We start from the raw sequence: 23,602 nt of genomic DNA on the forward strand, positions 1-23,602 counted from the left end.
GTCATTGCTTTTAAGCTGAGTACCTTAGGAAGTGAATACATGATGGAAATTCAAGAGATACGCAAGTATCTACCCCATCGCTACCCTTTTTTACTGGTCGATCGAGTGACCGAGCTAGTGGAAGGGGATTATATTGTGGCCTATAAAAACATCACCATTAACGAAGAAGTTTTTAATGGGCACTTTCCCCAAATGCCTATTTTTCCAGGTGTGATGATTGTTGAAGCGATGGCTCAGGCAGCAGGGATATTGGGTTTTAAGACTCTCGATAAAACCCCAGCAGATGGCTCTATCTACTTATTTGCCGGTGCCGACAAGGTTCGCTTTAAGCGCCAAGTTGTTCCAGGCGATCGCTTACAGCTAGAAGCCAAAATTGTTTCAGAGAAACGCGGCATCTGGAAATTCGATTGTAAGGCTAGTGTTGATGGCGTTTTAGCGGCATCTGCCTCTATAATGTGCGCTGATCGACCGGTAAAATAAATACCGCAGCGTCACAGATACAAAGAGAGAGAAATTGTTGACTGAAGCAAGCCTTATTGACCCCCGGGCCATAATCGACCCTACTGCGGACATCGCTGATGATGTTGAGATTGGCCCTTGGTCAATCATTGGCCCAGGTGTGAGCATAGCTGCAGGTACTGTAGTGCATTCACATGTGATTATTAAGGGTCCAAGTAAGATAGGTCGCAATAATCGAATCTTTCAGTTTTCCAGTATTGGTGAAGACACCCCTGATCTAAAGTATCAAGGCGAGCCAACAACCCTGACCATTGGCGATAATAATACTATTCGCGAAGGGGTGACGATTCATCGTGGCACCATTCAGGATCGCGGCGAGACGCTGATTGGCAACGATAACCTGATTATGGCGTATGCCCATATAGGCCATGACTCCGTTGTCGGTAACAACTGCGTTTTGATCAACAATGCTAGCCTAGCAGGCCATGTTCATGTTGACGATTGGGCGATCTTGGGAGGTTATACCCTAGTCCATCAATTTTGTCGCATTGGTGCTCATAGTTTCACAGGCATGGGGTCGGCTATTGGAAAAGATGTTCCGGCCTATGTGATGGTTTCTGGTGCGCCTGCCAGTGCGCGCAGCATCAATGCCGAAGGCTTACGTCGACGAGGCTTTAGCAAAGAGGATATTGCCGCTGTAAACAAAGCTTATAAATTGGTTTACCGTCGAGGGCTTACTGTTGATGAAGCACTTGAGGAGCTCAATGCCCTCAAACAAAACAGCAGTAAAGTTGAAGCCTTAATCGAATCTTTACAAAAGTCTACCCGCGGCATTATCCGCTAATACATCATGCATATCGCAATTGTCGTCGGTGAGATGTCCGGAGATATTCTGGGTGCAGATCTAATGCAGGCATTGCGTCAGAGATTCCCCGATGCCAGCTTTTCTGGAATCGGTGGTGAGCGAATGCTGGCACTAGGCTTTGAATCATTTTTCCCTCAAGATCGTTTAGCGGTTATGGGCTTTATTGAGCCCTTAAAGCGACTGCCTGAACTGCTGCGTATTCGAAAGTTTCTTCGCCAGCATTTCCTGAGTAATCCACCGGATGTTTTTATCGGTATTGATTCGCCAGATTTTAATTTGCCCATCGAAAAGACACTCAAAGAAGCTGGGATACCGACAGTGCACTACGTCAGCCCTTCGGTATGGGCCTGGCGGCAAGGGCGGATTCACGGTATTAAGCGCTCAGTCGATTTGATGCTAACTATTCTGCCCTTTGAAACCGAGATATATAAACAACACGATATCCCTGTCCAATTTGTAGGCCATCCTCTGGCTGATGATTTTGATTTGGAAACCGATGTAAAAACAGCGCGCCAAGAGCTGGGCTTGGATTTAGATGAGCATGTCGTGGCAATAATGCCCGGAAGTCGCGGCGCTGAGGTAAAACACTTGGCCCCAGTTTTTCTAAAAGCAGCGGCTATCTACGCTGAGACTCATAATACGCACTTTTTACTGCCCGCAGCGAATCAAGACCGCTTAGAGCAACTAAAAGAAATAATCGCTGAGCTAAAAAATACTGGAGAGATTGGACAGGACTTCTCGATCGATCTTCACCTGGGCAATTCCAAACAATTAATGGCGGCCGCTGATGGTGTGCTAATGGCTTCTGGTACGACTAGTTTAGAGGCATTGCTGCTTAAGAAGCCGATGGTTGTTGCGTATAAAAAAGATTGGTTCAGTGCTTGGTTAACTCGTCGTTTGATTAAAACCAAGTATATTTCGTTGCCTAACTTATTGGCAGGTGAAGAGTTAGTGCCAGAAATTCTTCAGGAAGACTGTACCGCTGAGAACCTAGTGCAAGCCTTGAGGCAACAGTTGCAAGATCAAGCCCATCGTGAGCAACTAGTTCGACGGTTTACCGATATTCATAAGCTGCTGCGACAACAAGCTGGTGAACTTGCTGCTAAGGCCATAGATCAGCAACTGCTGTCTTCACGATAATCCTTTTAAATTATTTTACCCACTAATTTTCATCTACCGCCGAGAATAGCATCATGAGCCAAGAACTAGGTCCTTTTATCAGTCAGTATCAAGGGCATCTTGTGGCGGGGGTTGATGAAGTAGGGCGTGGCCCTCTTGCGGGGGATGTGGTTACCGCGGCTGTGATTCTAGACCCTGATAATCCAATCGAAGGATTGAACGATTCGAAGAAGTTGAGCGAAAAAAAACGAAATGCTTTATTTGATGAAATTCAGGAAAAGGCATTGTCGTGGGCGATTGCTAGAGCCAGCGTGGCAGAAATTGATGAGCTTAATATTTTGCAGGCTAGCTTATTGGCTATGAAGCGTGCGGTAGAGGCTTTAGATATACAGCCAGAACATGTATTGGTTGATGGTAACAAAATACCTAAGTGGAGCTACCAAGCCGAGGCTGTAGTGAAAGGTGACGGCCGAGTGACTTGCATTGGAGCTGCATCGATATTAGCTAAGGTCACTCGAGATAGAGAGATGGCGGACTTTGATGCGGTGTATCCGGGCTATGGCTTTGCTGGCCACAAAGGCTACCCAACCAAGGTGCATATGGAAGCTGTAGAGCGACTCGGGGTTTGCCCAATTCACCGTCGGTCTTATGGGCCAATCAAAGCCAAACTAGAACAAATTGAATTGTTTTAAGGGCGCAGTTAAAGCCGCTGCGCCCTTAATTGTCTGCTGCGCCCATAAGGGCTTATTGCAGCGCGTAGGTTTTACCTTCAAAGATGGTTCCCCAAATAGGGATGTCCTTTAGTGTTTCTGGCGCTATCTCATAGGGGTCTTGCTCAAGTACTGTGAAATCAGCGGCCTTTCCTACTTCAATGCTGCCAATTTCTGATTCCATTTGGATAGCGTAGGCGGCATCGATAGTGATGGCTTTTAAAGCTTCGTGAACGGTCATAGCTTGTTCGTTAGCCATTTGTAGTCCGCCAGCACCTTGGCGGTTTACAGCCACCCAGGCGAGCCTGAGAGGTTGAGCAGGGGCCATACTGAAATCAGAATGCAAAGACACCTTCACGCCTTCATTTAGAAGATCTCGTGCGCGGAAAATATAATGGGCTCTATCTGGACCCAAGCCCATCTCTGAATAGGTTTCACCCAAAGTGTGCAAATAGTAGGGGTTGGCCGATACGATGACGCCAAGCTCCGCAATCCGCTCAGCCTGATCTGGGCCGATATAACCTAAGTGATGTAAGGTAGTTCGGTGATCTTTCTTTGGATGCTTATAGTTAATGCGCTCAATCATATCTAAGACAACTTCAGTGCCTAGATCGCCGTTGCTGTGAATATGTAATTGATAGCCTGCTTGCCAATAGGCGGTCGCCAACTCTTCAAGTTTTTCAGGCTTGGTAATCCACTCGCCGTGGTGACCATCAAGATAGCCTGGGTCACGCATTTGCATAAGTTGAGAATAAAAGGCACCGTCGGCTAGGAGCTTAATTTGTTTTACAAATTTAAGTTTCTCATTGCCCTTTTCAAGTAAGGCATCGTTTTCAAGAATTGCTTCAGCTGAGCCTGGGTTTTCGCCAACTCGATCGGCCATCGGGATTAAGCGCGTGCGAAAGCCTACGTCTTTGTCGTCGAGAACCCACTTAAAGGCCTGCCATTCCATATCAAGATCAAACATGCCATTGGCCATATCGGCAATAGTAGTGATGCCGCCGGCATGAACCACATCCACTACTTGCTCTAAGCCACTCATAAAGCGGCCAGTTTGAATAATATATTCTCGAAACTTTTCTAAGCCGAGCAGCAAGCCAGATTCATAAAAGTGGCCCTCGTCAATGTTGACATGATGCTGATCTTTTAGCTCTTCTTCGCTAATGGTTACCAGCTCCATCGCTTTGGAATTCACCCAGATCTCATGGAATGAACGGTGCCAAACCAAAGCCGGGCGATCTGGAATCAGCTCATCCAAAACCTCTCTGGACATATCGCCATGAAAATAATGATGAAAGCCCCAAGTGATAAACCACTCACCTTCGGCTTGCTCATCGGCAGCTGCCTTTAAACGTTCGCGGTATTGCTCTTTTCCTTGGGTGGCTGGTACTTGTTTTCCAGGCAGCTCCCATTCAAAAGGTGTTATCCAATGAAAAGGCAGAAGTAGAGCTGCCATGGCGGGGTGTAGGTGATTTTCAATAAAGCCAGGGGTAAGAACTTTATCTTCGAGTTTTAATTGCTCAGCATTGGGCCAGCGCTCTTGTAAGTTAGCTAAAGAGCCAAGCGCGATAATTTTGCCATTCTCTACCGCAACGGCTTCAGCACGAGGTTGCTTGCTGTCCATCGTGATAATGCTTTTTGCGCTAATGATACGTAAGCCTTCATCAGTAGGTTGCCATAGCCACCAGGCGGTAAGAGCGATAGCTAATAATGATACGAAAATAAAACGTGGAGATTTTAAAGTTGAAGTTGCCATAGCCTGTCATTTTTTATTGCTATTTTGTTGTTACTATAACTGAAGTCAAAATTATTGGCTAAGTAAAAAGACGTATAGCAGGACATTCATCAGCCTTATGGTTGGCCCAGTATTTCTGCCTGAGAGGGCGTTTTTACGAAAGGATGAGTTATGCCAGATCAATTGCGCTGTTACTCCCCGGTAGATGGGAAGCAGTATGTACAACGCAGCTACTGCAGTGAAGAAGAGCTAAATACGAGTCTAGAGCTTGCTAGAGAGGCTCAGCAGGTATGGCAATTGATGCCCCTCGCCGAGCGATTAAAGCTCCTAGAAGGGGTGTTAGGGTACTTTGATGAACACCGAGACCTCATCGCTGAGCAGATAAGCTGGCAAATGGGTCGTCCATGTCGATACGCGGATGGTGAAATAAATGGCCTGCTAGAGCGCGGCCGTTATATGCTATCAATTGCCGAGCAATCTTTGGCTGATATTCAACCACCTAGCACGCCTGATACAGAACATTATATTGAGCTTACCCCAGTTGGGTTAGTGCTTACTGTAGCCCCTTGGAACTATCCTTTACTAACGACGGTGAACTCGGTTATTCCAGCGTTAGCAGCTGGCAATGCGGTAATACTTAAACCATCAGCCCAAACCCCTTTAACAGGCGAGCATTTTCAGCGTGCTTGCGCCCAGGCAGGTTTGCCAAGTGGTTTGTTGCAGTGTGTGCACCTGCGGCATGAGCAAACCAATAAGCTGCTGAGTGAGGCTAAGGTTGATTTTGCTTGCTTTACGGGTTCTGTCGCTGCTGGTGCTGAATTTGAGAAGTCGGCCGCTGGCCAGTTTATTGGCTTAGGGCTTGAGCTGGGCGGAAAAGATCCAGCCTATGTGCGGGACGATTTGAATCCCGAACAATTAAAAGAAGCGGCCGTGGCCTTAGCGGGTGGCGCCTTTTTTAATTCTGGTCAGTCTTGTTGTGGAATTGAACGAATTTATGTCGCGAATTCGCAATTTGAGGTCTTTTGTGAGCATTTTGTTGCGGAGGTTAAATCCTTAAACTTAGGGGTTCCAACGCTCAGTGAAGCAACGCTTGGGCCAGTGGTAAAAGCCTCGGCCGCCAACTGGGTAAGAAAACAGATTGAAGAGGCGGTGGCTCAGGGCGCGAAAGCGTGGATAAGCACTAGCGATTACCCTCTGGACGATGGCGAAGGCGTTTATTTAGCGCCACAAGTGCTGACCAATGTTAATCACAATATGTCGGTGATGAGCGAGGAAAGCTTTGGGCCTGTCGTGGGTATTATGCCTGTTGATTCTGATCAGCAGGCCATCGAATTAATGAACGATAGCGACTATGGATTAACGGCCTCGATTTGGACCAAAGACGTAGCCGCCGCCAAACTCATTGGCAAGCAGATTGAAACTGGAACGGTGTTTTTAAATCGCTGTGATTATTTAGACCCAGCACTCGCCTGGACAGGCGTAAAACAAACAGGTCGTGGCATAAGCTTAAGTACACTAGGCTATGCCCAACTTACCCAAGCGAAATCTTTTCATCTGCGCTTGGGCTAAGTCTTTTAAGATGAATTGATTGGTAGCAATATGGCAAACACAACTTTAACCATTGGTATTTTAAAAACCGACGATGTACGTCCTCAGTTAGTCGACGAGTTTGGTGAGTATCCAGAGATGTTCGCACGCTTATTGTCAGAGTGTGATGGCAATTTGGAATTTAAAACCTATGAGGTTCAACGAGGTGAATTACCCGCCGATGTTGATGAGGTGGATGCTTACTTGATTACCGGCAGTAAAACTTCTGTCTATGAGCCGCTACAATGGATCGCTGAAACCGAAGAGTTTCTTCGTCAGGCCCATGCGGCTAAAAAGAAAATGCTGGGTGTTTGTTTCGGGCATCAATTATTGGCACAAGCTTTAGGTGGTAAAACCGTAAAAGCTGAGCAAGGTTGGGGCTTGGGTGTGCATCACTATCAACTAAGCGAAGCCGCGGCCGATTATGGTCAAGTTGGGGATGATTTCTCTATGCTGGTATCTCACCAGGATCAAGTGGTCGAAAATATTCCAGGCGCTGAAGTACTGGCCAGTAGTGACTTTTGCCCAAATGCTATGATTAAAGTTGAAGGTCACATATTGAGCTTCCAAGCTCACCCAGAATTTACCAAGGATTATTCTGAGTCTTTGCTGAAACTGCGCCGTGAAGTATTTGGTGATGACAATGTGGAAAAAGCGCTGGCGAGCTTAGATGATCAAGTGAGCTTTAACAAAGTGACAAATTGGATGATTAAGTTTTTTAGATCTTAAATTCATGAGGTTGAAAAGGTTCAGGCTGATGGAGCTCTGATCCTTTTCAACTCGTTTTTGAGTGTGAATCTAAAAAGGCTTCCCACCATCAATGGTAATCCTCTCCATACGCCGATGCGCAGGAAAATAATCATTAATCGGTTTATGTAAAGTACTGCGATTATCCCAAAAGGCGATAGAGTTTTCTTCCCAACGAAATCGGCAAGTGAACTCATCTTTAATGCAGTGTTTAAATAAAAAGCCTAACAAAGCTTCGCTTTCACACTCATTCATACCCACAATGTGAGTCGTAAATAGACTGTTTACAAAAATCATTTTACGCCCGGTTTCAGGATGAGTACGAATCACAGGGTGTTCCACCGGTGGGTTTTCTTCTAGGGCTCTAGCTAAGCGCTCGCGCCCACCAGGCTCAGCTAAGCTGTGGCGAAAGCCATGCGCAAAATCATGAACGGCACGTAGGCTTGAAAGGAAGCTTTGCATCTTATCCGACAAACCATCGTAAGCAGCCCCTAAGCTCGCCCAAGAGGTGTCACCGCCGACCTCGGGGCTAATTCGGGATCGCAAAATAGAGCCTAAAGGAGGTTTAGGCATAAAGGTCATATCCGTATGCCATTCTTCGATCTTAGTCGGCTTGTTTGGGGTGCTCTCCAGAATAGTGATTTCAGGGTAACCTTCTACGGTTCCGTAAGCAGGGTGGCTTTGTAATGGACCAAAGGCTTCGGCAAGCGCCTTGTGCTGGGCTGAGTCGATGTCTTGATCGCGAAAAAAGATCACCTGATATTGTGCTAAGAGCTGTTTTAAGCTGCTGATGGTTTCAGCATTGAGTGCCTGGCGTAAATTGATACCGGAAATCTCAGCACCTAGTGCAGCGGCTAATGGCTTGGCCTGGATCATCTTTTCCCCTCTATATCTAATTGCTAATACAGTGATGCTCTATAAGCACAGTAGGGAGGATCTAGCTGTGCTAACTTCGCCATTTGTTTTTTTATTTGGCTTGGCATTCCCGCAATGGCGCCTTAGGCTTCCGCAGCGGGCCTGTTACTATAGGCAAGCTGCAGCTTGTATAAAAAGTGCAAAAGTGTCGATATTTTGGTCTAAATGGGCAAAAATTAAGGAAATTACATGGCAATTGAGGCCATTGCTTGGCTAGCGACGGTAGCCCTATTGGCGGGTGTGATTCAAAGTACGGTAGGCTTTGGCTTTGGGATAGTGTTTTTAGCACTGGCAGGGCTACTGGTTGACGTAAAAATGGCCAGTATGGTCTCGGCCTTTGTGTCGGTGGTTCTCAATGGGAAACTATTACTGAATTTACATCGTCATATTAACTGGTTGCGATTAAGGCCCATCTTATTATCGGTGATTATAGCGACTCCATTTGGGGTGTTGTTTTTACAAAGAATTAGTAGTGATTGGTTTAATCTGTTTCTAGGCTTATTGATAATATGGGCCTTAAAACAGCAGTTTTTTCCATCACAGGCCGAGACTCAGCCAAATAATGCCCTTGTGGGTATTCCGATGGGGCTGGTTTCTGGGCTATTTGCCGGAGCCTACAATACTGGTGGCCCCCCGCTGGTGGTGTATGTGCAGTCGCAGGGGCTCGAAAGGCTTGAAAAAGTGGCCAGCTTGCAACTGCTGTTGCTGGTCGGAAGCCTAGTCAGGGTTGAAGAGCTGTGGCGACAAGAGGCCTTGTTACCGGGCCTTTTATGGCCAATCGTGATCTGCTGTGTAGGCACTATTATTGGCAGTGCCATTGGCCTGCGGCTGCTGAATCATATCAGCGATGTATGGTTTAAGCGTATTATGGGGGGGATGCTGTTAGCGATGGCGATTTATTATATGGGGCAATGGCTGTTGTCCTAGTCTGTAGTAAATGGCCCATGGTTTTCCCCTGTTTGTGAATAGGAAGATGTGATTTGTTTAAGAAACGAGATAAAAGCAAAACTGAGGCTCCCAAAGGTGAGGTATTAGAAGCCGAAGCGGTGAACGTTAGTTTTGAGCGAGATAAGCAGTATTTTGATGCGGCGATGAATTTGCCGAGTCATCAAGATGACCCAGAATTAGAAGCGATTTTAGAGGCTGAGGTTGAGCAGCCGGGCTTCGTTAAAAAACTGGGTGATAAAATTACCCGCCCATTTCGCAATGTGAAAAGTAAACTGCGTACAAATATACGTAATAAGGCGATTGAGAAAGCGCGCACCCGTATTTTAATTGCGGGTCAACAACCTGAAAACCTGCCTCTAGAGACACTCGAAATTGTCGTTCGTGAAGAGGAAGATCAAATCAAAAACCAGATCAAAGAAAAAGGCTTATTATTTGTGATTGCCTCCTTGGGCCTTGGGTGGTGGTTGTGATCAAACAGTTTGTGCGTCTTGCCATCGTGGCAACGGTATGGCGTCGTTACAAAGGCAGCATTCTGAGTGTACTGGCCCTCTTGCTTTTTTGGTTTGCGGTGAGCTTTTTTCACGGCGAATATATCAGCTACGCAGAAGCGACGGGCGAGCGCCAACATTTGGCGATTTCCTTCTTCATTAAATGGGGGTTGGGAATAGGAGCGCTGTCGTTGTTTGTCTTGTTTCATTTGGGCTGGCTATCAAAAGCCAGTGAGCCTGAGCAGTCCCCAGAACCAGAGCCTAGCCAGTTTGAAAAAGTGAAAGCAAAGGCGAAGGAAAAGGTTGCTGACTTAAACGGCGAGCCCGAAGTTCCGCCTGCTCCTAAACCTGGTGATGAAGCTTATAAGACTGCAGAAGATCCATTTGCTAGCCTGCGTGACAAACCTAAATTGCGCAGCCGAGGCGATGTTGAGCTGGCCAAACAGAAAAACTCTTAGTTTTCTGTTTGGCATGGCTTTTATTGAGGCTTTATAGTTTTCTGATCTGCTCAATTTCAGCGGCATTGATTCCCAAAGACTCCAAAAATTTCTGGTGCTCCTCCGGCTCCATTCTTTCAAAGTTTTGATGCCAGCGGGTCATGTCATCTTCGCTGAAACCGGACGCTACCATAATTGCTACCCAACGTTCTTTATTCACAGTATCTTCCTCTATCTTATGTTCGATATTCAGCAATTCAACAATAGCTGATTGCTGTTGTCGTAGTTGTTTAATTTCAAGCTCCAGTTTTTGAAAGTGATCTTTCAATATTGTCGCTTGAGATTGGCAGTTTCGGTCGAGCAGTTTGCCGATATCTTCGATGGCGATTCCATAAGAGCGGTAAGCCATGATGCTATCCAAGCGAGCCACTTCTGTAGGCCCATACCAGCGATAACCATTGTCGCTTCTTGTGCTTGGCAGCAGTAGACCAATTCTCTCGTAATACATAATACTGGACCGGGCTATGCCGGCGTGTTTAGCCAGTTGCGAAATGCTTAGCATATTTACACCTATATCGACCGAAACTTGAGTCTCAGCTCTGCACCTATAGACGGGTCAAGGCGAAGATACATATTCTAACTCGCCCTATCTTATAAGCTTATTCGCAAATTACTGAGAGCATAAATTTTCAGTTTTTTACCTTCCTTATCTCAGCTTCTTGTTGCGGGCCCTCAGAAAATTAAAACTGACGAATACCTATTGGGAGCGTTTTTACTCTAAGTGCCTGTTTTTATTGATTAAGTGCTGTTGGCACGCTTTTAGCTCTGCGCCAAACAAATCTATTTTGTCTTTCGGCGCTCTTATAGAGCTTAGGAGTAAACCATATGAAACAGCCCTTATGGCTGAGGGTAATCAGCACTGCGATTTTGTTGTCAGCAAGTCCCTTATTGCAATCGGCCTCTTTTACCATTCAGCATGACAATGATTTGTTAGTCCCTAGCAGCCGGGACCAAGATTACACAGCGGGTCTAAGTTTGCGCTACAGCAATAACCATCGCGAGGCACGTCTTCCGATTTATTCAAGGCTTCATGATGTCGCGGCTGGCTTTATTGCTGAAGGGTACAGCTCCGATAATCATTACAGTATCGAAGCCGGGCTTTATGGCTTTACCCCAGAGCAGCGTGAAGGCGAGGGTTTAAACCCTAATGATCGCCCCTTTGCTAGTTTGTTTTATTTATCATCTTCAGAGCGTTGGTTAGATAGCAATGGGCGCCAATCCATCGACAGCCGATTAACTGTAGGTGTGTTAGGGCTCGATATATTTGCCGATTTGCAGGATGGGGTGCACAGTTTAACAGGCAGTCGTGACTTACGTGGCTGGGATCGTCAAGTGTCTGATGGCGGAGAAATAACGGCGCGCTATGAATTATCTCAACAATCACTGTTACGAGAAAGTTTGGGGAAATACGATCTAAGCTGGGGTAAGAGTGCTTCGCTTGGCTATATTACTGAGGCCTCACTATTTGTTTCTGGCCGATATGGTTCTTTGGTTTCACCTTGGTGGCAACATCAAGCTCAGTTAAATAGCTATGGTGAATCTGCAGCAACTAGCAGTGCGAAAGGGGCAGAGAGCTTTTGGTTCTGGGGTGCGGCGTTAAAACTACGAGCCTATAACGCCTTTTTACAAGGACAGTTTCGAGACAGTGAGATCAAATTTAGCTCTAGCGAGCTTAATCATGCGCTAATCGAAGGCTGGTTGGGTTATAGCCATAGCTTGAGTGAACACCATAAAGTTAGTTTTATGCTACGGGCCCATACTTCTGAGGTGCGCAATGGTGTGGCTGATAGAAATGTCGTCTGGGGTGGCTTGGTTTACAGCCACAGCTGGTAGTTTTTCATTGATGAATAAATGCCGCCAGCTAAGTCGTATTTTTTGGCTTTTACGGAATCGTAGTTTTGTGTAATATGTGTATACACACTATAATTTCGAGTTTGTATAGTTTTAGTTATTAATTGATAGGAGCACGCTGTGCAAATCTTTAAGAGGATCTTACTGTTTGTTGTTGCCGTGGCCGCTTGGGCGGCGCTGAGTATTTACGGCGGCCTTTACGGTTGGTGGTTGAGTGCTGTTGCTCCAAAAGGTGATGTGGATGCTTTTATGAATGCTCAACAAGCGCTTATTGCTGAGCAAAACAAAGGTAATGTGAGTTGGTTTTTATATCACGATGGCAAAAGTTATTACGGCCAACATTCAGCGGTGGGTGATTCCCTAGATAAGGACACCCTTTTTCCATTGGCTTCCATGAGCAAAATGGTCGCGGGTCTTGCTGCTGTAAAACTGTCCGAGCAAGGGCGTTTAGACTTGGATGCGCCAGTCTCTAGCTATCTTAAACAGTGGCAGTTAGCTGAAAGTAATTTTGATAATGACAAAGTAACGGTGAGAGCTTTACTGTCACATACAGCAGGCTTGGGCGATCGGCTTGGTTTTGGTGATTATAGCGCTGAAGAGACTCTGCCCAGTACAGTAGAGTCTCTCAATAAGCCTCGTGGATCAAAAGCGAATATAGAGATCTCTGTGGTACGTGAACCGGGTAGCGATTGGAGCTACTCAGGTGGTGGCTACTTAATTGTTGAGCACATTATCGAAGAAATCTCCGGCCAATCTTATGCTCAGTATGTACAAGAAAATCTTCTCAAGCCGCTGGCCATGCAGCGTAGTAGTTTTGACTACCTGGGCAAATTTGACAATATTTCCAATTCCTACGATGACAGCGGAAAACAAGTCGCTTTAAGCCAATACGCCTCAAAGGCAGCAACGGCTCTGTCCTCTTCAAGCCATGACATGAGCTTGCTGGCATTGGCCTTGTTGAACGAAGATTCTTCAGCAATTTTAAGCCAAGCTTCTATTAAACAATTACGCAAGCCAATCGGTTTTCAGTCGGGTGCTCCGATTTGGGGGGCTGGTACAATGCTCTATGTACCCGTCGCCAATGACGATTTTATCTATGGCCATGGTGGCTCCAATGACCCTGCTATCAATACCAGCATTCGCATCAACCCCGAGAACAAAAGCGCCTTTGTTATCCTAGCCACGGGTAATAAAAAGCTAGCCTATAACATGGCCTATGAGTGGACGCTTTGGCAAAGTGGAATGCCAGATTTCTTGGCTTTTGAGACCGCACTGGGCAGTGCTGTGTTGCCGTTTGGGATTGGCTTTGTGCTTATTGTTTTGTTCTTTGTGTTTCGGGTGTTTAGAAAGACATAGAAAGAAATGGGGTCAGATCCCTAAAACCAAAACGCCAGTGCTTAAAAGCACTGGCGTTTTGGTTTTAGGGATCTGACCCCGGGTATATTTAGGAATTTAACCTTAGGTAGCTTAAAGCTCAGCGATCTTCTGAACTTGATCTTTAAGCTTCGTTAAAGCCGCCTCATAATCCGCAAGCTTGTCTTTTTCCTTCTGAACAACATCCGCTGGGGCCTTGCCAACAAACTTTTCATTATTTAGTTTGCCTTGGGTGCGGCTCACTTCTTTCTCGAGCTTTTCAATCTCTTTATTTAAGCGAGCGGTTTCAGCGTCTTTGTCGATAAGACCGGCCATAGGTACTAGAATGTCCATGTCACCAACTAATGCAGTTGCGGACATAGGTGCTTCATCGCCAGAGTTCAACCAAGTGATTTCTTCTAGGCTGGCAAGCTTTAATAAGAACTGACGGTTTTCTTCTAAGCGGCGCTGATCTTCACTGCTGCCATTGGCAAAGTAGAGAGGTAAGTTTTTCGCCGGTGAGATGTTCATTTCGCCGCGAATATTACGAATGCCTACAACAACACCTTTTACCCATTCGATATCAGCAAGCGCTTGCTCGTCGATCTTGCTTTCATCAGCAATTGGGTATTCGGCTAGCATAATAGTCTCGGCCTTATCACCCGTAATCGCGCCTGGAATATCTTTAATACGTTGCCAAATCTCTTCAGTGATAAATGGCATCAGTGGGTGTGCTAAGCGTAGGGTCGTTTCTAGCACACGTACTAGGGTGCGACGAGTACCACGCTGTAGCTCGGCGCTGGCTTCTTCGTTCCACAAAACGGGTTTAGAAAGCTCTAAGTACCAATCGCAGTATTCATTCCAAATAAAGTCATACAGGGCCTGTGAGGCCAAATCGAAGCGGTAGGCTTCAATGCCTTCTTGTACGGCTTTTTCAGTTTGTTGTAGCTTGGCAATGATCCAGCGATCGGCCAGTGAAAGCTCAACTTCGCCGGTCAAATCATGGCCTTCGGTATTCATGAGTACATAACGTGAGGCGTTCCAAATCTTGTTACAGAAATTACGGAAGCCTTCAATGCGACCCACATCAAATTTAATATCACGACCGGTAGAGGCCAGTGAATAATAGGTATAGCGCAGTGCATCGGTACCGTAGGCCGCTAAACCTTCTGGGAATTCCTTACGGGTTTGCTTTTCAATCTTGCTGGCCGCTTTTGGATTCATCATGCCAGTGGTGCGCTTTTTCACCAAGGACTCAAGGTCGATACCGTCAATCAAATCGATAGGATCCAGAACATTACCCTTTGATTTAGACATCTTCTGACCTTGGCCATCACGTACTAAACCATGCACATATACCGTGTGGAAAGGAATCTCTTCACGGAAGTGCAGGGTTAGCATGATCATGCGAGCAACCCAGAAGAAGATAATGTCGAAGCCGGTTACCAAAACATCGGTAGGGTTAAAGATCTTCAAGCGCTCGGTTTCATTTGGCCAACCTAAGGTGCCGAAGGTCCATAGGCCCGATGAGAACCAGGTGTCCAGTACATCATCGTCTTGCTTAAGCTTGATGTCGTCGGCAATATTATTTTCTGCGCGAACGGCTTCTTCGCTGCGGCCCACGTATACATTACCAGCATCGTCATACCAAGCCGGGATTCGGTGGCCCCACCAAAGTTGGCGAGAAATACACCAGTCTTGAATGTCACGCATCCAAGAGAAGTACATATTCTCGTAGTTTTGTGGCACAAAATTGATATCACCATCTTCAACAGCTTTAATCGCTTTGTCGGCTAATGGTTGGGTTTTTACATACCATTGATTGGTCAGGTAAGGCTCGATTACCACACCGGTACGATCGCCGCGAGGCACCTTCAATTTGTGGTCATCGATTTTATTCAATAGACCTAGTGCTTCGAAATCGGCAACGATTTCTTTACGAGCGGCAAAGCGCTCCATGCCACGATACTTCTCTGGCACGATGCTGTTTAGGTTGGCATCGTCATCCAAAATGTTGATCATTGGTAGGTTGTGACGCTGACCCATTTCATAGTCATTGAAATCATGAGCTGGAGTAATTTTTACGCAGCCAGTACCAAAATCTTTATCGACATAATCATCAGCAATGATGGGGATTTCGCGATCTGTTAGTGGCAATTTAATCATTTTGCCAATCAATTGCTGATAGCGCTCATCTTCAGGGTGAACAGCTACAGCGGTATCGCCAAGCATGGTTTCAGGGCGCGTAGTAGCAACCGTTAAGTGGCCACTGCCATCGGCCAGTGGATAGTCAAAATGCCAAAGGAAACCGTTTTCTTCTTCACTGACAACTTCCAAATCAGAAATGGCCGTGTGCAGTTTAGGGTCCCAGTTAACAAGGCGCTTGCCGCGATAAATCAATCCATCTTTGTGCAGCTGGATAAAGACTTCCTGTACCGCTTTGTAAAAACCTTCGTCCATGGTGAAGCGCTCGGTGCCCCAGTCAGGGCTGGCGCCTAGGCGGCGAAGCTGCTGGGTGATGGTGCCACCAGATTGCTCTTTCCAATCCCATACGCGCTCAGTGAATTTTTCACGGCCTAGCTCATGGCGGTTGGTACCCTCAGCGTCGAGCAAACGCTCAACAACCATTTGAGTGGCAATACCGGCATGGTCGGTACCGACTTGCCAAAGAGTATTTTTGCCCAACATACGTTGGTGGCGAATCAAGGCATCCATAATGCTTTCTTGGAAGCCATGGCCCATGTGCAGGCTACCTGTCACATTTGGTGGCGGAATCATGATGCAATAGCTGTCACTGCCATCATCGACTTCACTTTTGGGCGCAAAATAGCCGGCTTCTTCCCAGGTTTTATACCAGGACTGCTCAATGGCCTGTGGGTTGTAGGTTTTATCCAACTCGTTCGATGGGGTGTTATCGCTCATGACTACGATCTAAATCCGACTGCGTGAAATTAAGCCCTAGGCACCCGCTTCTTAGCTGGGTTCTTGGGCGGCTTAGCAAACCGCCCATTATACAGGGCTGGGCGTCCAGATTTAAGGCCGTTGAACAAATTCGAAGGTATTAAATTGAGCGGTTTAGGCCTGATTTGACTGGCTTAGAGCTCTAGCTCGGCTGAGAGGGCTTGAGTAAGACGTTTACGAAGCTCAGCTTCAAGCTTGGGGAGTTGCTCTTGGATGAGTTTATCCACCATTGCGTCGATATCAATCGCCTCGACAGCCTCTTGAGAGTTGCTCTCTTTATCGTCAGGGCTTGAGATTTGCCCTGTGACGATAGTTTCAGGCTCGTCAGCTTGCGATAGCGATAAGCTTTCTTGCTGTTCGAAAGGGCTTACTTTAGATCTTGTGGCGAGTTTTGCCTCCTCATTTACCGGGTTACCGGGCTCGATAGCCTGTTGCGGCTTAGGCCTGCGCATGGAGTTGAGCAGGCTGGCAGGAGGGTAAGCAGAACCGCCTGTATTGCTGTTCTTAAACGGATTTTGAGGCTTTGCTAGAGGCTCTTCGGTAACGGTTTCAGTGCTTTCTTTTTCCGTAGTGACTTGATGTGCAGTGACTTGATGAGTTGTCGCTTGATCTGAGTTTGTCTTGTTCTCACTGTCAAGATCGAACAAATGCTGTTGTCCAGGCAATGGAGCTTCGGCCTGTGTCTCGCCGTTTAACAAGTGCAGTTTACGGTTTGGTGCCGGGAATGGGTTTTGTTGTGGCAATGTGGTGTCGCTATCTTTCTGAGATTGTAATTGGGCGTTCGCGGCGGCTATCAGCTTATCGCTGATTAGCCCTTCTTCGGGGGTGTAGATATCATGAGATTCTTCTACGGCGAACGGTTCTGCGCTGTCTTCTTTGGGGTTGCTGTAAGGCTGTACTTCTTCTTCGTATTTCGTCTCTAAATCTGTATTTTCTAATTCGCTATTTTTTGTATCTATATACGCCGCTTTCTCTGGCTCAAGGGTGGCTTCAATATCGTTATCTGACGAGCTTGTATCGCTACCTTCGATTCCAAAAAGTGTCTGGCTATTCGGCACTTTTACTTCTGGGATCTTAATGTCGATTTCCATCGCCTGGCGCAACTCATCATCAAGCTCGGAGGTAAGCTGCTGGCGATCTTCCAGAGCTTCTGCGGTTGTTTGAGCCGCTTGAGTTTCGTCGATTGGCTGCTCGGAAATAGATGCTGGGGTTGTAATTTCTTCTGAAAGTGTTTCTTCAACAGCCGAGGGCTCTTTATCCGCTGAAGGCTTTTGTCCACCCGCTGAAGGCTCTTGCCCATCCGCTGAGGGCTGTTTACCCGCTGAAGGCTCTTGCCCATTCGCTGAAGGCTCTTTACCCGCTGAAGGCTCTACCACAGTATCCAGTGTAGGGATTACCGCATCATCGTCCAGCATGGACATGATGGATTCCAATTCGGCCAATAATTGTTGTTTTGTTTTGGTTGGCTGATCTGTCATGCTTTTGGTCCCAAGCGTTTGGCTGTCCTGATTCCTTGCCTTGAAGCTATCGCGTAAAGGCTCGCCGAGTTTACACCGATTTTCAAAAGCCTGCTATTTATCGGCGCATGTCATGATTAGCAATTGGATAACCGCGCTCTTGGTAAAAGCGGTAGCGTTGTCGGCTGGCTTGCACGACATCTTTATCTGGCACCACTACCTCCAATAAGCGTTCAAATCGAGAAAAATGAACAGGCTGCTCGCAGGAGAGGTTTACCAAAACATTATGATGCTGCAATAGCTCATCACCGTGGGTAACCCAGACCTTATCGGTTTGCTCGTGGCTTTCGCTTTGTTCGTCCGTACGGCAGCGATGGGGGATAAAACTGGTGGGGTTGTATGCCCACAGGCGCTGACCGAAGTCACTGCACTGTTGGGCATTAGGGGTAAGCACGCAGACGTCCTGGCTTAGGCGATACATTTTTTCCACCAGACGGCAGGCGAAGTTATGCCGGGCATCAAGCCCGGCTTCTGGCAATATATAAAAATCTACTCGGGTCACGCGTGCTTCCTACTCAGCAACTACACTCTTTACTAAGTGGCTTATTTGCTACCAGCTTCATTGATTAAGTACTGCACCAACATGCTAACAGGGCGGCCAGTTGCACCTTTGGCAGCGCCAGAGTGCCAAGCGGTACCGGCAATATCCAAGTGTGCCCAATCATACTTTTTAGCAAAACGTGACAAGAAACAAGCCGCGGTAATACTACCACCAGGCATGCCGCCGATATTCGCCATATCCGCGAAATTGCTGTCTAGCTGAGGCTGGTACTCATCCCATAATGGCATATGCCAAGCTTTATCTTCGGCTTGCTTACCGGCATTCAAAAGCTTTTCAGCCAGTGCATCTTTGTTTGAGTAAACGGCGGTGGCGTGCTTACCTAGGGCCACAACACATGCACCGGTTAAGGTGGCAACATCAACAACGGCTTTAGGCTTGTAGCGCTCGGCGTAGGTAAGAGCATCACACAAAACTAGGCGACCTTCGGCATCAGTGTTTAGCACCTCGATGGTTTGCCCAGACATTGAAGTGACAATATCACCTGGCTTGGTGGCGTGGCCGTTTGGCATATTCTCAGTGGCAGGTACCAAAGCTACAACATTGATGGGTAGGGCTAGCTCAAGCAAAGATTGCATGGCGCCAAATACGGCGGCAGCACCACCCATATCAAACTTCATTTCATCCATGCCAGCGCCTGGTTTTAGGCTGATGCCACCGGTATCAAAGGTAATACCTTTACCCACAAGCACGATAGGCTTGGCGGATTTAGCGCCACCTTTGTATTCCATGATGATGAATTGCGAAGGTTCATCGGAACCTGCGGCAACAGATAGATAAGAGCCCATACCTAGCTTCTCTGCCTGCTTGGCTGAAAGCGCTTTGGCAGTCATGTTTTTATATTCTTTGGCTAGACGTTTGGCGTTGTCGGTAAGGTGGGTAGGGGTACATACATTACCTGGGCGGTTTGCCAAGTCTTTCGCTAGGCTAACGCCTTTGGCGATAGCAGCGCCAACGGCGGCAGCTTTTTTAGCGCCGTTTTGCGTTTTTTTATTGTCGATGACGAGCGTGACTTTCTTCAGTTTAGTTGGGCTTTTCTTATCGCTTTTAAGTTCTTCAAAACGATAGGCCTTAGCATTGATACGTTCTGCGGCGAAGCGCGCTTGGGTCTCTAGATCTACGCCATTATCGGAATCCAAAAACAAGCTGGCGTCTTTGCAGGCACTGCCAGCAATCGCTGCATAGGCCTTTTGACAAGCATCGCCAAAGCTCTTTGCGGTTAAGTCTTTCGCTTTACCTAGGCCTAATAGAACGATGCGCTTGGCTTTTGCGTTACCAGCAATTACTTGTGTTTGGCCGGGCTTACCAGTGAAATCGCCTAGGGCGCAAACGGCAGAGATTGCGCCGTTGTCATCTAAAGCTTTGGCCGCTGTACTCAGTTTGGCTTTTTCATAGATCGCCACAATGGCGCAATCGGTGCTTAACTCGTTGGCTTTAGCTGTTTTTGTTTGAAAATTGATCATAGTGAATTCCGAGACAAAGTATCCTGTTTGCTGGATAATAGACAAAATTAGAGTTTAAGCCATGTCGGCTTCGGCACTGGCCATAGTTAAACCAGCAATACTCAAACCAACACTTTAGCATTTTCGCGCTATGTCTACCAAGACGCATGAGACAGCAAGATCCCCATTATTGGCATAGCTTGGGATCTAAGATTGTTTTTATGGGTCTTATATGGATTCATTGCCCAAGGGCTTAACCCTGTAAGTGATAAGGGTAAGCTAGCAAAATGCTAGTGCGATAAAAAAGAAGGTTGCTGATTTAGCAAAGAGAAAGGACAGCGAGTGATTATTTTTCGTTACTTGGCCCGTGAGGTCATGTTTACCATGTTGGCGGTAAGCAGCGTATTGCTGCTGATTACTATGAGTGGGCGCTTTGTGAAGTATCTTGCCCAAGCTGCTGCCGGCCAGCTTGATGCAGATGTATTGTTATCAATTATGGTGTTTCGTTTGCCTGGCTTTTTAGAGCTGGTCTTACCCCTTGGTTTATTTATCGGTATTTTGCTGGCCTATGGCCGCTTATATATGGAAAGCGAGATGACTGTGCTTTCAGCCTGTGGCTTTAGTCAGGCTCGACTAACTCGCTTTACCTTGATACCAGCGCTTGTGGTTGCAGCCTTTGTTGCTTTGCTATCTTTGGCAATTACCCCAATGGGGGTCGATAAGGCCGAGTTGATTCTAAACGAACAGAAAAAACGCAGTGAGTTTGATGGCCTAAACCCAGGCCGATTTATGCCATTGAGTCGAGCAGGAGCAGTTAGCTATACCGAAAGTTTGAGTGAAGACCGCAAGGAAATGCAGCAAGTTTTTATGGCCGGTCAAGCCAGCAGTCAAGGTGATGTTGGTGTTGTGAAAGCCAAGCAAGGGCGGCAGGTTGATAACCAAGAATATGGGCAGCGCTACCTAGTACTTAACGATGGCTATCGTTACGAAGGCAAGCCGGGCCACCAATCTTATAGTGTCACGAAGTTTGCTGAGCAAGGGCAGTACCTACATGTCGATGACCCCGGCGCGGTTATCCCTCGCAAGACAGACCGTAAATCTACCACTGAATTGTGGCAGTCCGAGGCGATATCCGATAATGCCACTTTGCATTGGCGATTTTCTCTTCCGGTTTTGGTATTGATCGTGAGCTTATTGGCCGTACCTTTAAGCAAAACCAATCCTCGCCAAGGTCGATATTTCAAAATGATTCCGGCGATCTTGCTCTATATTATTTATCTGGTTTCTTTAAATGCTGCCCGTGGCGCCGCGGAAGATGGCAAGGTTTCGGTTTGGTTGGGTATCTGGGGAATTCACGGAATCTTTTTGGCAATCTCTATATTGCTAATGCTTTGGCCAGATTGGATAAGAAAGATAAGTTACAAGCCTGACGCACAGGAGGCACCTAATGCTGCAGCTTAGTTGGTATATTGCTAAGTCAGTGATCGGCGCCGTGGCAATGGTGTTGTTGGTCATCTTGTCCTTAGATGTTATCTCCGCTTTGGTGGATCAGCTCAGTGATATGCGCGGTGGTTACAACTTTACTGAGGTATTGATCTACGTCGCTTTAACCATTCCTCGCCGTATTATCGAATACATTCCTTTTTCCGCTTTAGTAGGCTGCTTAATTGGCTTGGGTATCTTGGCAAGTTCTAGTGAGCTTGTGGTAATGCGTGCGGCCGGTGTAACGGTTGCTCGAATCACCGTTGCCGTACTAAAGCCGGTTTTATTGTTTATTGCCTTAGGCTTATTACTTGGTGAGTATGTAACACCATTTACCGAGCAAGCCGCCGAGAGTCGTCGTTCGGTGGCTTTAGGGCGAGGTTTAGCGCTTGATGATAAGGGTATGTGGAATCGCGATGGCGATGAATATGTGCATGCCAACACGGTATTGCCTGGTGGTGTCTTAATGGGGGTGACCCGCTACCAGTTCGACTCCGAAGGTAAAATGCTCTCTTCCAGCTTTTCAGATCGCGCTACCTTTCAAGGGGATCACTGGTTGGAAGAGAAAGCCAATGTTTCTAGTTTTTCGGCCAGCGGCAAAAACATTGAGCAAAAATATTTTCAAACTCGCCGATGGCAAACAGATTTAACGCCAGCGCTTCTGTCTTTGTTAGTGCTAAGCCCTGAAGGTTTGTCGATCAATGATTTGTATCGTTACACCGATTATCTGGATCAGCAGGGCTTAGATACCAGCCAATATCGTTTGGCGTTTTGGCAGAAGATTTTACAACCATTTGCCACGGCCAGCTTAGTTTTGATTGCAGTAAGCTTTATCTTTGGCCCGCTGCGTGAAACCACAATGGGCTACCGTATTTTTACCGGTGTCTTGGTTGGCATTGTGTTTCGTACATCACAAGATCTTTTAGGGCCGTCTAGCTTGGTGTTCGGTTTCCCGCCGGTAATTGCTGTTGGCATCCCTATTGTTATATGTGCGTTGATTGGCTTTTTGCTGCTACGTAAAGCTAACTAATCATTGCCGATTAAAGAATGAGCACACATTAAAAAGGGCGTTGTTTAACGCCCTTTTTAATGAGATGGAATATCTCGCTATGCGGTATTTGCTTTAGTGTTTATTTACTTTTAGGCAACTGCAGCATATAAGTTTTACTGATGATATCGTGCAGGCAACGTGAGTCTTTATCGATTAAGGCGTATAGATAACCGATGCCTGCAGCTGCCAGCATCAGTGGGGCCAGTAAACAACGCAAATAGCATTGCACCCAACTTGGGCGCTTACCTTCTTCGTTAACCAGTATTAAGCGCCAAGCTTTCATTCCTAAAGTTTGCCCACCTTTTTGGCGCCAGCAAAAGCTGCAAAAGCTGCTTAAAAATAATACCAGTCCGATAAAGCCAATGGTGCCCATAGAAGCTCTTTCACCAGCTGCGGGCTCACCATTGATTTGAACCTGAATAAACAACACTAAGGCTGAGTAGGCCATTGCCAAGGCCATGTAGATTAAGCTGTCGTAGATGATGGCAAATATGCGCTTCCATAAGGCGGCTGGGGGCAGGGCTGTGTTGTTGCTATCAGACATAGATTTAACGCCAAAGAAAAAGGCGCAGTGTAGCAAAATATGGAGTACTAAATTAAGAGGTCTAGCCGCTTAAATGTGGCTAGACCCAAAAGGACATTAACGATGAGAGTTTAATGGGGAGTGTTGATGTCCACTATTCAACTCTTGTTCAACCCTGGGGCTAGAAGAATCGATGCTCGAAGGCCAGTTTTACTGTATCGCCTGACATTTTTAAACCGTAATTGGTTTTACCGAGTTTGCTGTCGTCTTTAAGACCATTGTAGCGTTTTTTCTTTGCGCCACTCTCAACCCAATATTGCTTGAAATGTTTCTTGAGGGCTTTTTTAAGGGCCTTATTGCTGCGCTTTGGGCCAGTTTCATTGGCATGCTGTGCCATCCACTGATAGTTAAGCGCTTGCTGGGTGTGACTCATCTGTGAATCGCGTTTGCTTTTTGCCGCTTCAAGCAGCTCTTCATTGCTCATGCTATGAAGGCTCTCATCCTGCCATGTCTCTGCGTACTTTTCCGCGATAACCGTTGAGGCAAAGCAAAGGCATAAAGATGGTGTTAGCCAGTACTTGATAAGTTGTTTAAGCATAGTAAACCTCCCTCGCCATACCCCATGGCGATTGTCTTGCAAGATCATTGTGCGATCTTTCTTTACAGTTTAGAAGCTTATTTTGCTAAATGGTTTTGTCCCCAAGCGCTTGTCTAGGCGGCTTAAAAATTAGCCACTAATTCAGGTTTTTTTCAAAAATAGGGGAACTCGCCTAGTTAAAATATACTCTGCCGA

At 46.6% G+C, this 23,602-nt stretch carries 22 protein-coding genes; 13 read left to right on the forward strand and 9 right to left on the reverse strand.

Going from position 1 to position 23,602, the window contains the following annotated elements; translation table 11 throughout:
• Nucleotides 1-39 precede the first annotated feature (39 nt).
• From fabZ to rnhB, 4 genes are read left to right on the forward strand one after another with little or no spacing between them, the layout of a single operon-like run.
• On the forward strand, nt 40-480 hold the full coding sequence (fabZ, locus tag Q1A08_RS11395; protein ID WP_299772918.1) for a 3-hydroxyacyl-ACP dehydratase FabZ: 441 nt from the start codon (nt 40-42) through the stop codon (nt 478-480).
• A gap of 37 nt (nt 481-517) precedes the next feature.
• The gene (lpxA, locus tag Q1A08_RS11400) at nt 518-1,303 is read left to right on the forward strand and encodes an acyl-ACP--UDP-N-acetylglucosamine O-acyltransferase (RefSeq protein ID WP_299772920.1); all 786 of its coding nucleotides are present in this window, start codon (nt 518-520) and stop codon (nt 1,301-1,303) included.
• A gap of 6 nt (nt 1,304-1,309) precedes the next feature.
• Nucleotides 1,310-2,464, forward strand: coding sequence for a lipid-A-disaccharide synthase (gene lpxB, locus Q1A08_RS11405; RefSeq protein ID WP_299772922.1), 1,155 nt, complete (start codon nt 1,310-1,312; stop codon nt 2,462-2,464).
• A 53-nt stretch (nt 2,465-2,517) separates the two neighbouring features.
• Complete coding sequence (gene rnhB, locus Q1A08_RS11410; protein WP_299772924.1) at nt 2,518-3,135, forward strand: ribonuclease HII; 618 nt, start codon at nt 2,518-2,520, stop codon at nt 3,133-3,135.
• Between the two features lie 52 nt (nt 3,136-3,187).
• Here the strand turns inward: rnhB and Q1A08_RS11415 are convergent, their stop codons facing one another.
• Entirely contained in the window at nt 3,188-4,909 is a 1,722-nt protein-coding gene (locus tag Q1A08_RS11415) for an amidohydrolase (protein ID WP_299772926.1), read from the reverse strand.
• Between the two features lie 150 nt (nt 4,910-5,059).
• On the opposite strand from Q1A08_RS11415, the gene Q1A08_RS11420 reads away from it, so the two are divergent.
• Nucleotides 5,060-6,457: an aldehyde dehydrogenase family protein gene (locus tag Q1A08_RS11420; protein WP_299772928.1), complete on the forward strand. Its 1,398-nt coding sequence runs from the start codon at nt 5,060-5,062 to the stop codon at nt 6,455-6,457.
• A gap of 30 nt (nt 6,458-6,487) precedes the next feature.
• Nucleotides 6,488-7,204 (forward strand): GMP synthase, encoded by a 717-nt coding sequence (locus Q1A08_RS11425; protein ID WP_299772930.1) that lies wholly within the window; start codon nt 6,488-6,490, stop codon nt 7,202-7,204.
• A 69-nt stretch (nt 7,205-7,273) separates the two neighbouring features.
• On the opposite strand, the gene tauD is transcribed toward Q1A08_RS11425, so the two are convergent.
• The gene (gene tauD, locus Q1A08_RS11430; RefSeq protein ID WP_299772932.1) at nt 7,274-8,098 is read right to left on the reverse strand and encodes a taurine dioxygenase; all 825 of its coding nucleotides are present in this window, start codon (nt 8,096-8,098) and stop codon (nt 7,274-7,276) included.
• Between the two features lie 228 nt (nt 8,099-8,326).
• On the opposite strand from tauD, the gene Q1A08_RS11435 reads away from it, so the two are divergent.
• Genes Q1A08_RS11435 through Q1A08_RS11445 form a run of 3 tightly spaced genes read left to right on the forward strand, consistent with a single transcriptional unit; the run spans nt 8,327 to nt 10,031 of the window.
• Entirely contained in the window at nt 8,327-9,064 is a 738-nt protein-coding gene (locus tag Q1A08_RS11435; protein WP_299772934.1) for a sulfite exporter TauE/SafE family protein, read from the forward strand.
• Nucleotides 9,065-9,117: 53 nt separating this feature from the next.
• On the forward strand, nt 9,118-9,555 hold the full coding sequence (locus Q1A08_RS11440; RefSeq protein WP_299772936.1) for a hypothetical protein: 438 nt from the start codon (nt 9,118-9,120) through the stop codon (nt 9,553-9,555).
• Nucleotides 9,552-10,031, forward strand: a complete 480-nt coding sequence (locus tag Q1A08_RS11445) for a hypothetical protein (protein WP_299772937.1) — start codon at nt 9,552-9,554, stop codon at nt 10,029-10,031. Before Q1A08_RS11440 ends, Q1A08_RS11445 begins: the two co-directional genes overlap by 4 nt.
• A 31-nt stretch (nt 10,032-10,062) precedes the next feature.
• Here Q1A08_RS11445 and Q1A08_RS11450 read toward each other — a convergent pair whose 3' ends face one another.
• Entirely contained in the window at nt 10,063-10,572 is a 510-nt protein-coding gene (locus Q1A08_RS11450) for a MerR family transcriptional regulator (RefSeq protein ID WP_299772939.1), read from the reverse strand.
• 323 nt (nt 10,573-10,895) lie between these two features.
• Here Q1A08_RS11450 and Q1A08_RS11455 point away from each other — a divergent pair, with 323 nt between their 5' ends.
• Together Q1A08_RS11455 and Q1A08_RS11460 are read left to right on the forward strand one after the other, a co-directional pair.
• Entirely contained in the window at nt 10,896-11,903 is a 1,008-nt protein-coding gene (locus Q1A08_RS11455; RefSeq protein ID WP_299772941.1) for a lipid A-modifier LpxR family protein, read from the forward strand.
• A gap of 138 nt (nt 11,904-12,041) precedes the next feature.
• Nucleotides 12,042-13,277, forward strand: coding sequence for a serine hydrolase domain-containing protein (locus Q1A08_RS11460; RefSeq protein ID WP_299772943.1), 1,236 nt, complete (start codon nt 12,042-12,044; stop codon nt 13,275-13,277).
• A gap of 111 nt (nt 13,278-13,388) precedes the next feature.
• On the opposite strand, the gene Q1A08_RS11465 is transcribed toward Q1A08_RS11460, so the two are convergent.
• From Q1A08_RS11465 to Q1A08_RS11480, 4 genes are all read right to left on the reverse strand, one after another.
• Nucleotides 13,389-16,169, reverse strand: a complete 2,781-nt coding sequence (locus Q1A08_RS11465) for a valine--tRNA ligase (RefSeq protein ID WP_299773174.1) — start codon at nt 16,167-16,169, stop codon at nt 13,389-13,391.
• Between the two features lie 200 nt (nt 16,170-16,369).
• Nucleotides 16,370-17,713, reverse strand: coding sequence for a hypothetical protein (locus tag Q1A08_RS11470; protein ID WP_299772945.1), 1,344 nt, complete (start codon nt 17,711-17,713; stop codon nt 16,370-16,372).
• A gap of 97 nt (nt 17,714-17,810) precedes the next feature.
• Nucleotides 17,811-18,254: a DNA polymerase III subunit chi gene (locus tag Q1A08_RS11475; RefSeq protein WP_299772947.1), complete on the reverse strand. Its 444-nt coding sequence runs from the start codon at nt 18,252-18,254 to the stop codon at nt 17,811-17,813.
• Nucleotides 18,255-18,295: 41 nt separating this feature from the next.
• Nucleotides 18,296-19,774 carry a leucyl aminopeptidase gene (locus Q1A08_RS11480; protein WP_299772949.1) on the reverse strand — a complete coding sequence of 493 codons (1,479 nt, stop codon included), beginning with the start codon at nt 19,772-19,774 and terminating at the stop codon, nt 18,296-18,298.
• A 321-nt stretch (nt 19,775-20,095) separates the two neighbouring features.
• On the opposite strand from Q1A08_RS11480, the gene lptF reads away from it, so the two are divergent.
• Both lptF and lptG read left to right on the forward strand, forming a co-directional pair.
• A complete protein-coding gene (lptF, locus tag Q1A08_RS11485; RefSeq protein ID WP_299772951.1) occupies nt 20,096-21,214 on the forward strand; it encodes an LPS export ABC transporter permease LptF in 1,119 nt (372 codons plus the stop codon).
• A complete protein-coding gene (lptG, locus tag Q1A08_RS11490) occupies nt 21,201-22,265 on the forward strand; it encodes an LPS export ABC transporter permease LptG (protein WP_299772965.1) in 1,065 nt (354 codons plus the stop codon). Before lptF ends, lptG begins: the two co-directional genes overlap by 14 nt.
• Nucleotides 22,266-22,365: 100 nt before the next feature.
• Here the strand turns inward: lptG and Q1A08_RS11495 are convergent, their stop codons facing one another.
• Both Q1A08_RS11495 and Q1A08_RS11500 read right to left on the reverse strand, forming a co-directional pair.
• Nucleotides 22,366-22,830, reverse strand: a complete 465-nt coding sequence (locus Q1A08_RS11495; RefSeq protein WP_299772989.1) for an RDD family protein — start codon at nt 22,828-22,830, stop codon at nt 22,366-22,368.
• Nucleotides 22,831-22,990: 160 nt separating this feature from the next.
• The gene (locus tag Q1A08_RS11500; protein WP_299772991.1) at nt 22,991-23,407 is read right to left on the reverse strand and encodes a hypothetical protein; all 417 of its coding nucleotides are present in this window, start codon (nt 23,405-23,407) and stop codon (nt 22,991-22,993) included.
• Between the last annotated feature and the right edge of the window lie 195 nt (nt 23,408-23,602).

The sequence above is a fragment of the uncultured Pseudoteredinibacter sp. genome, from assembly GCF_947500695.1.
Classification (GTDB): Bacteria; Pseudomonadota; Gammaproteobacteria; order Pseudomonadales; family Cellvibrionaceae; genus Pseudoteredinibacter.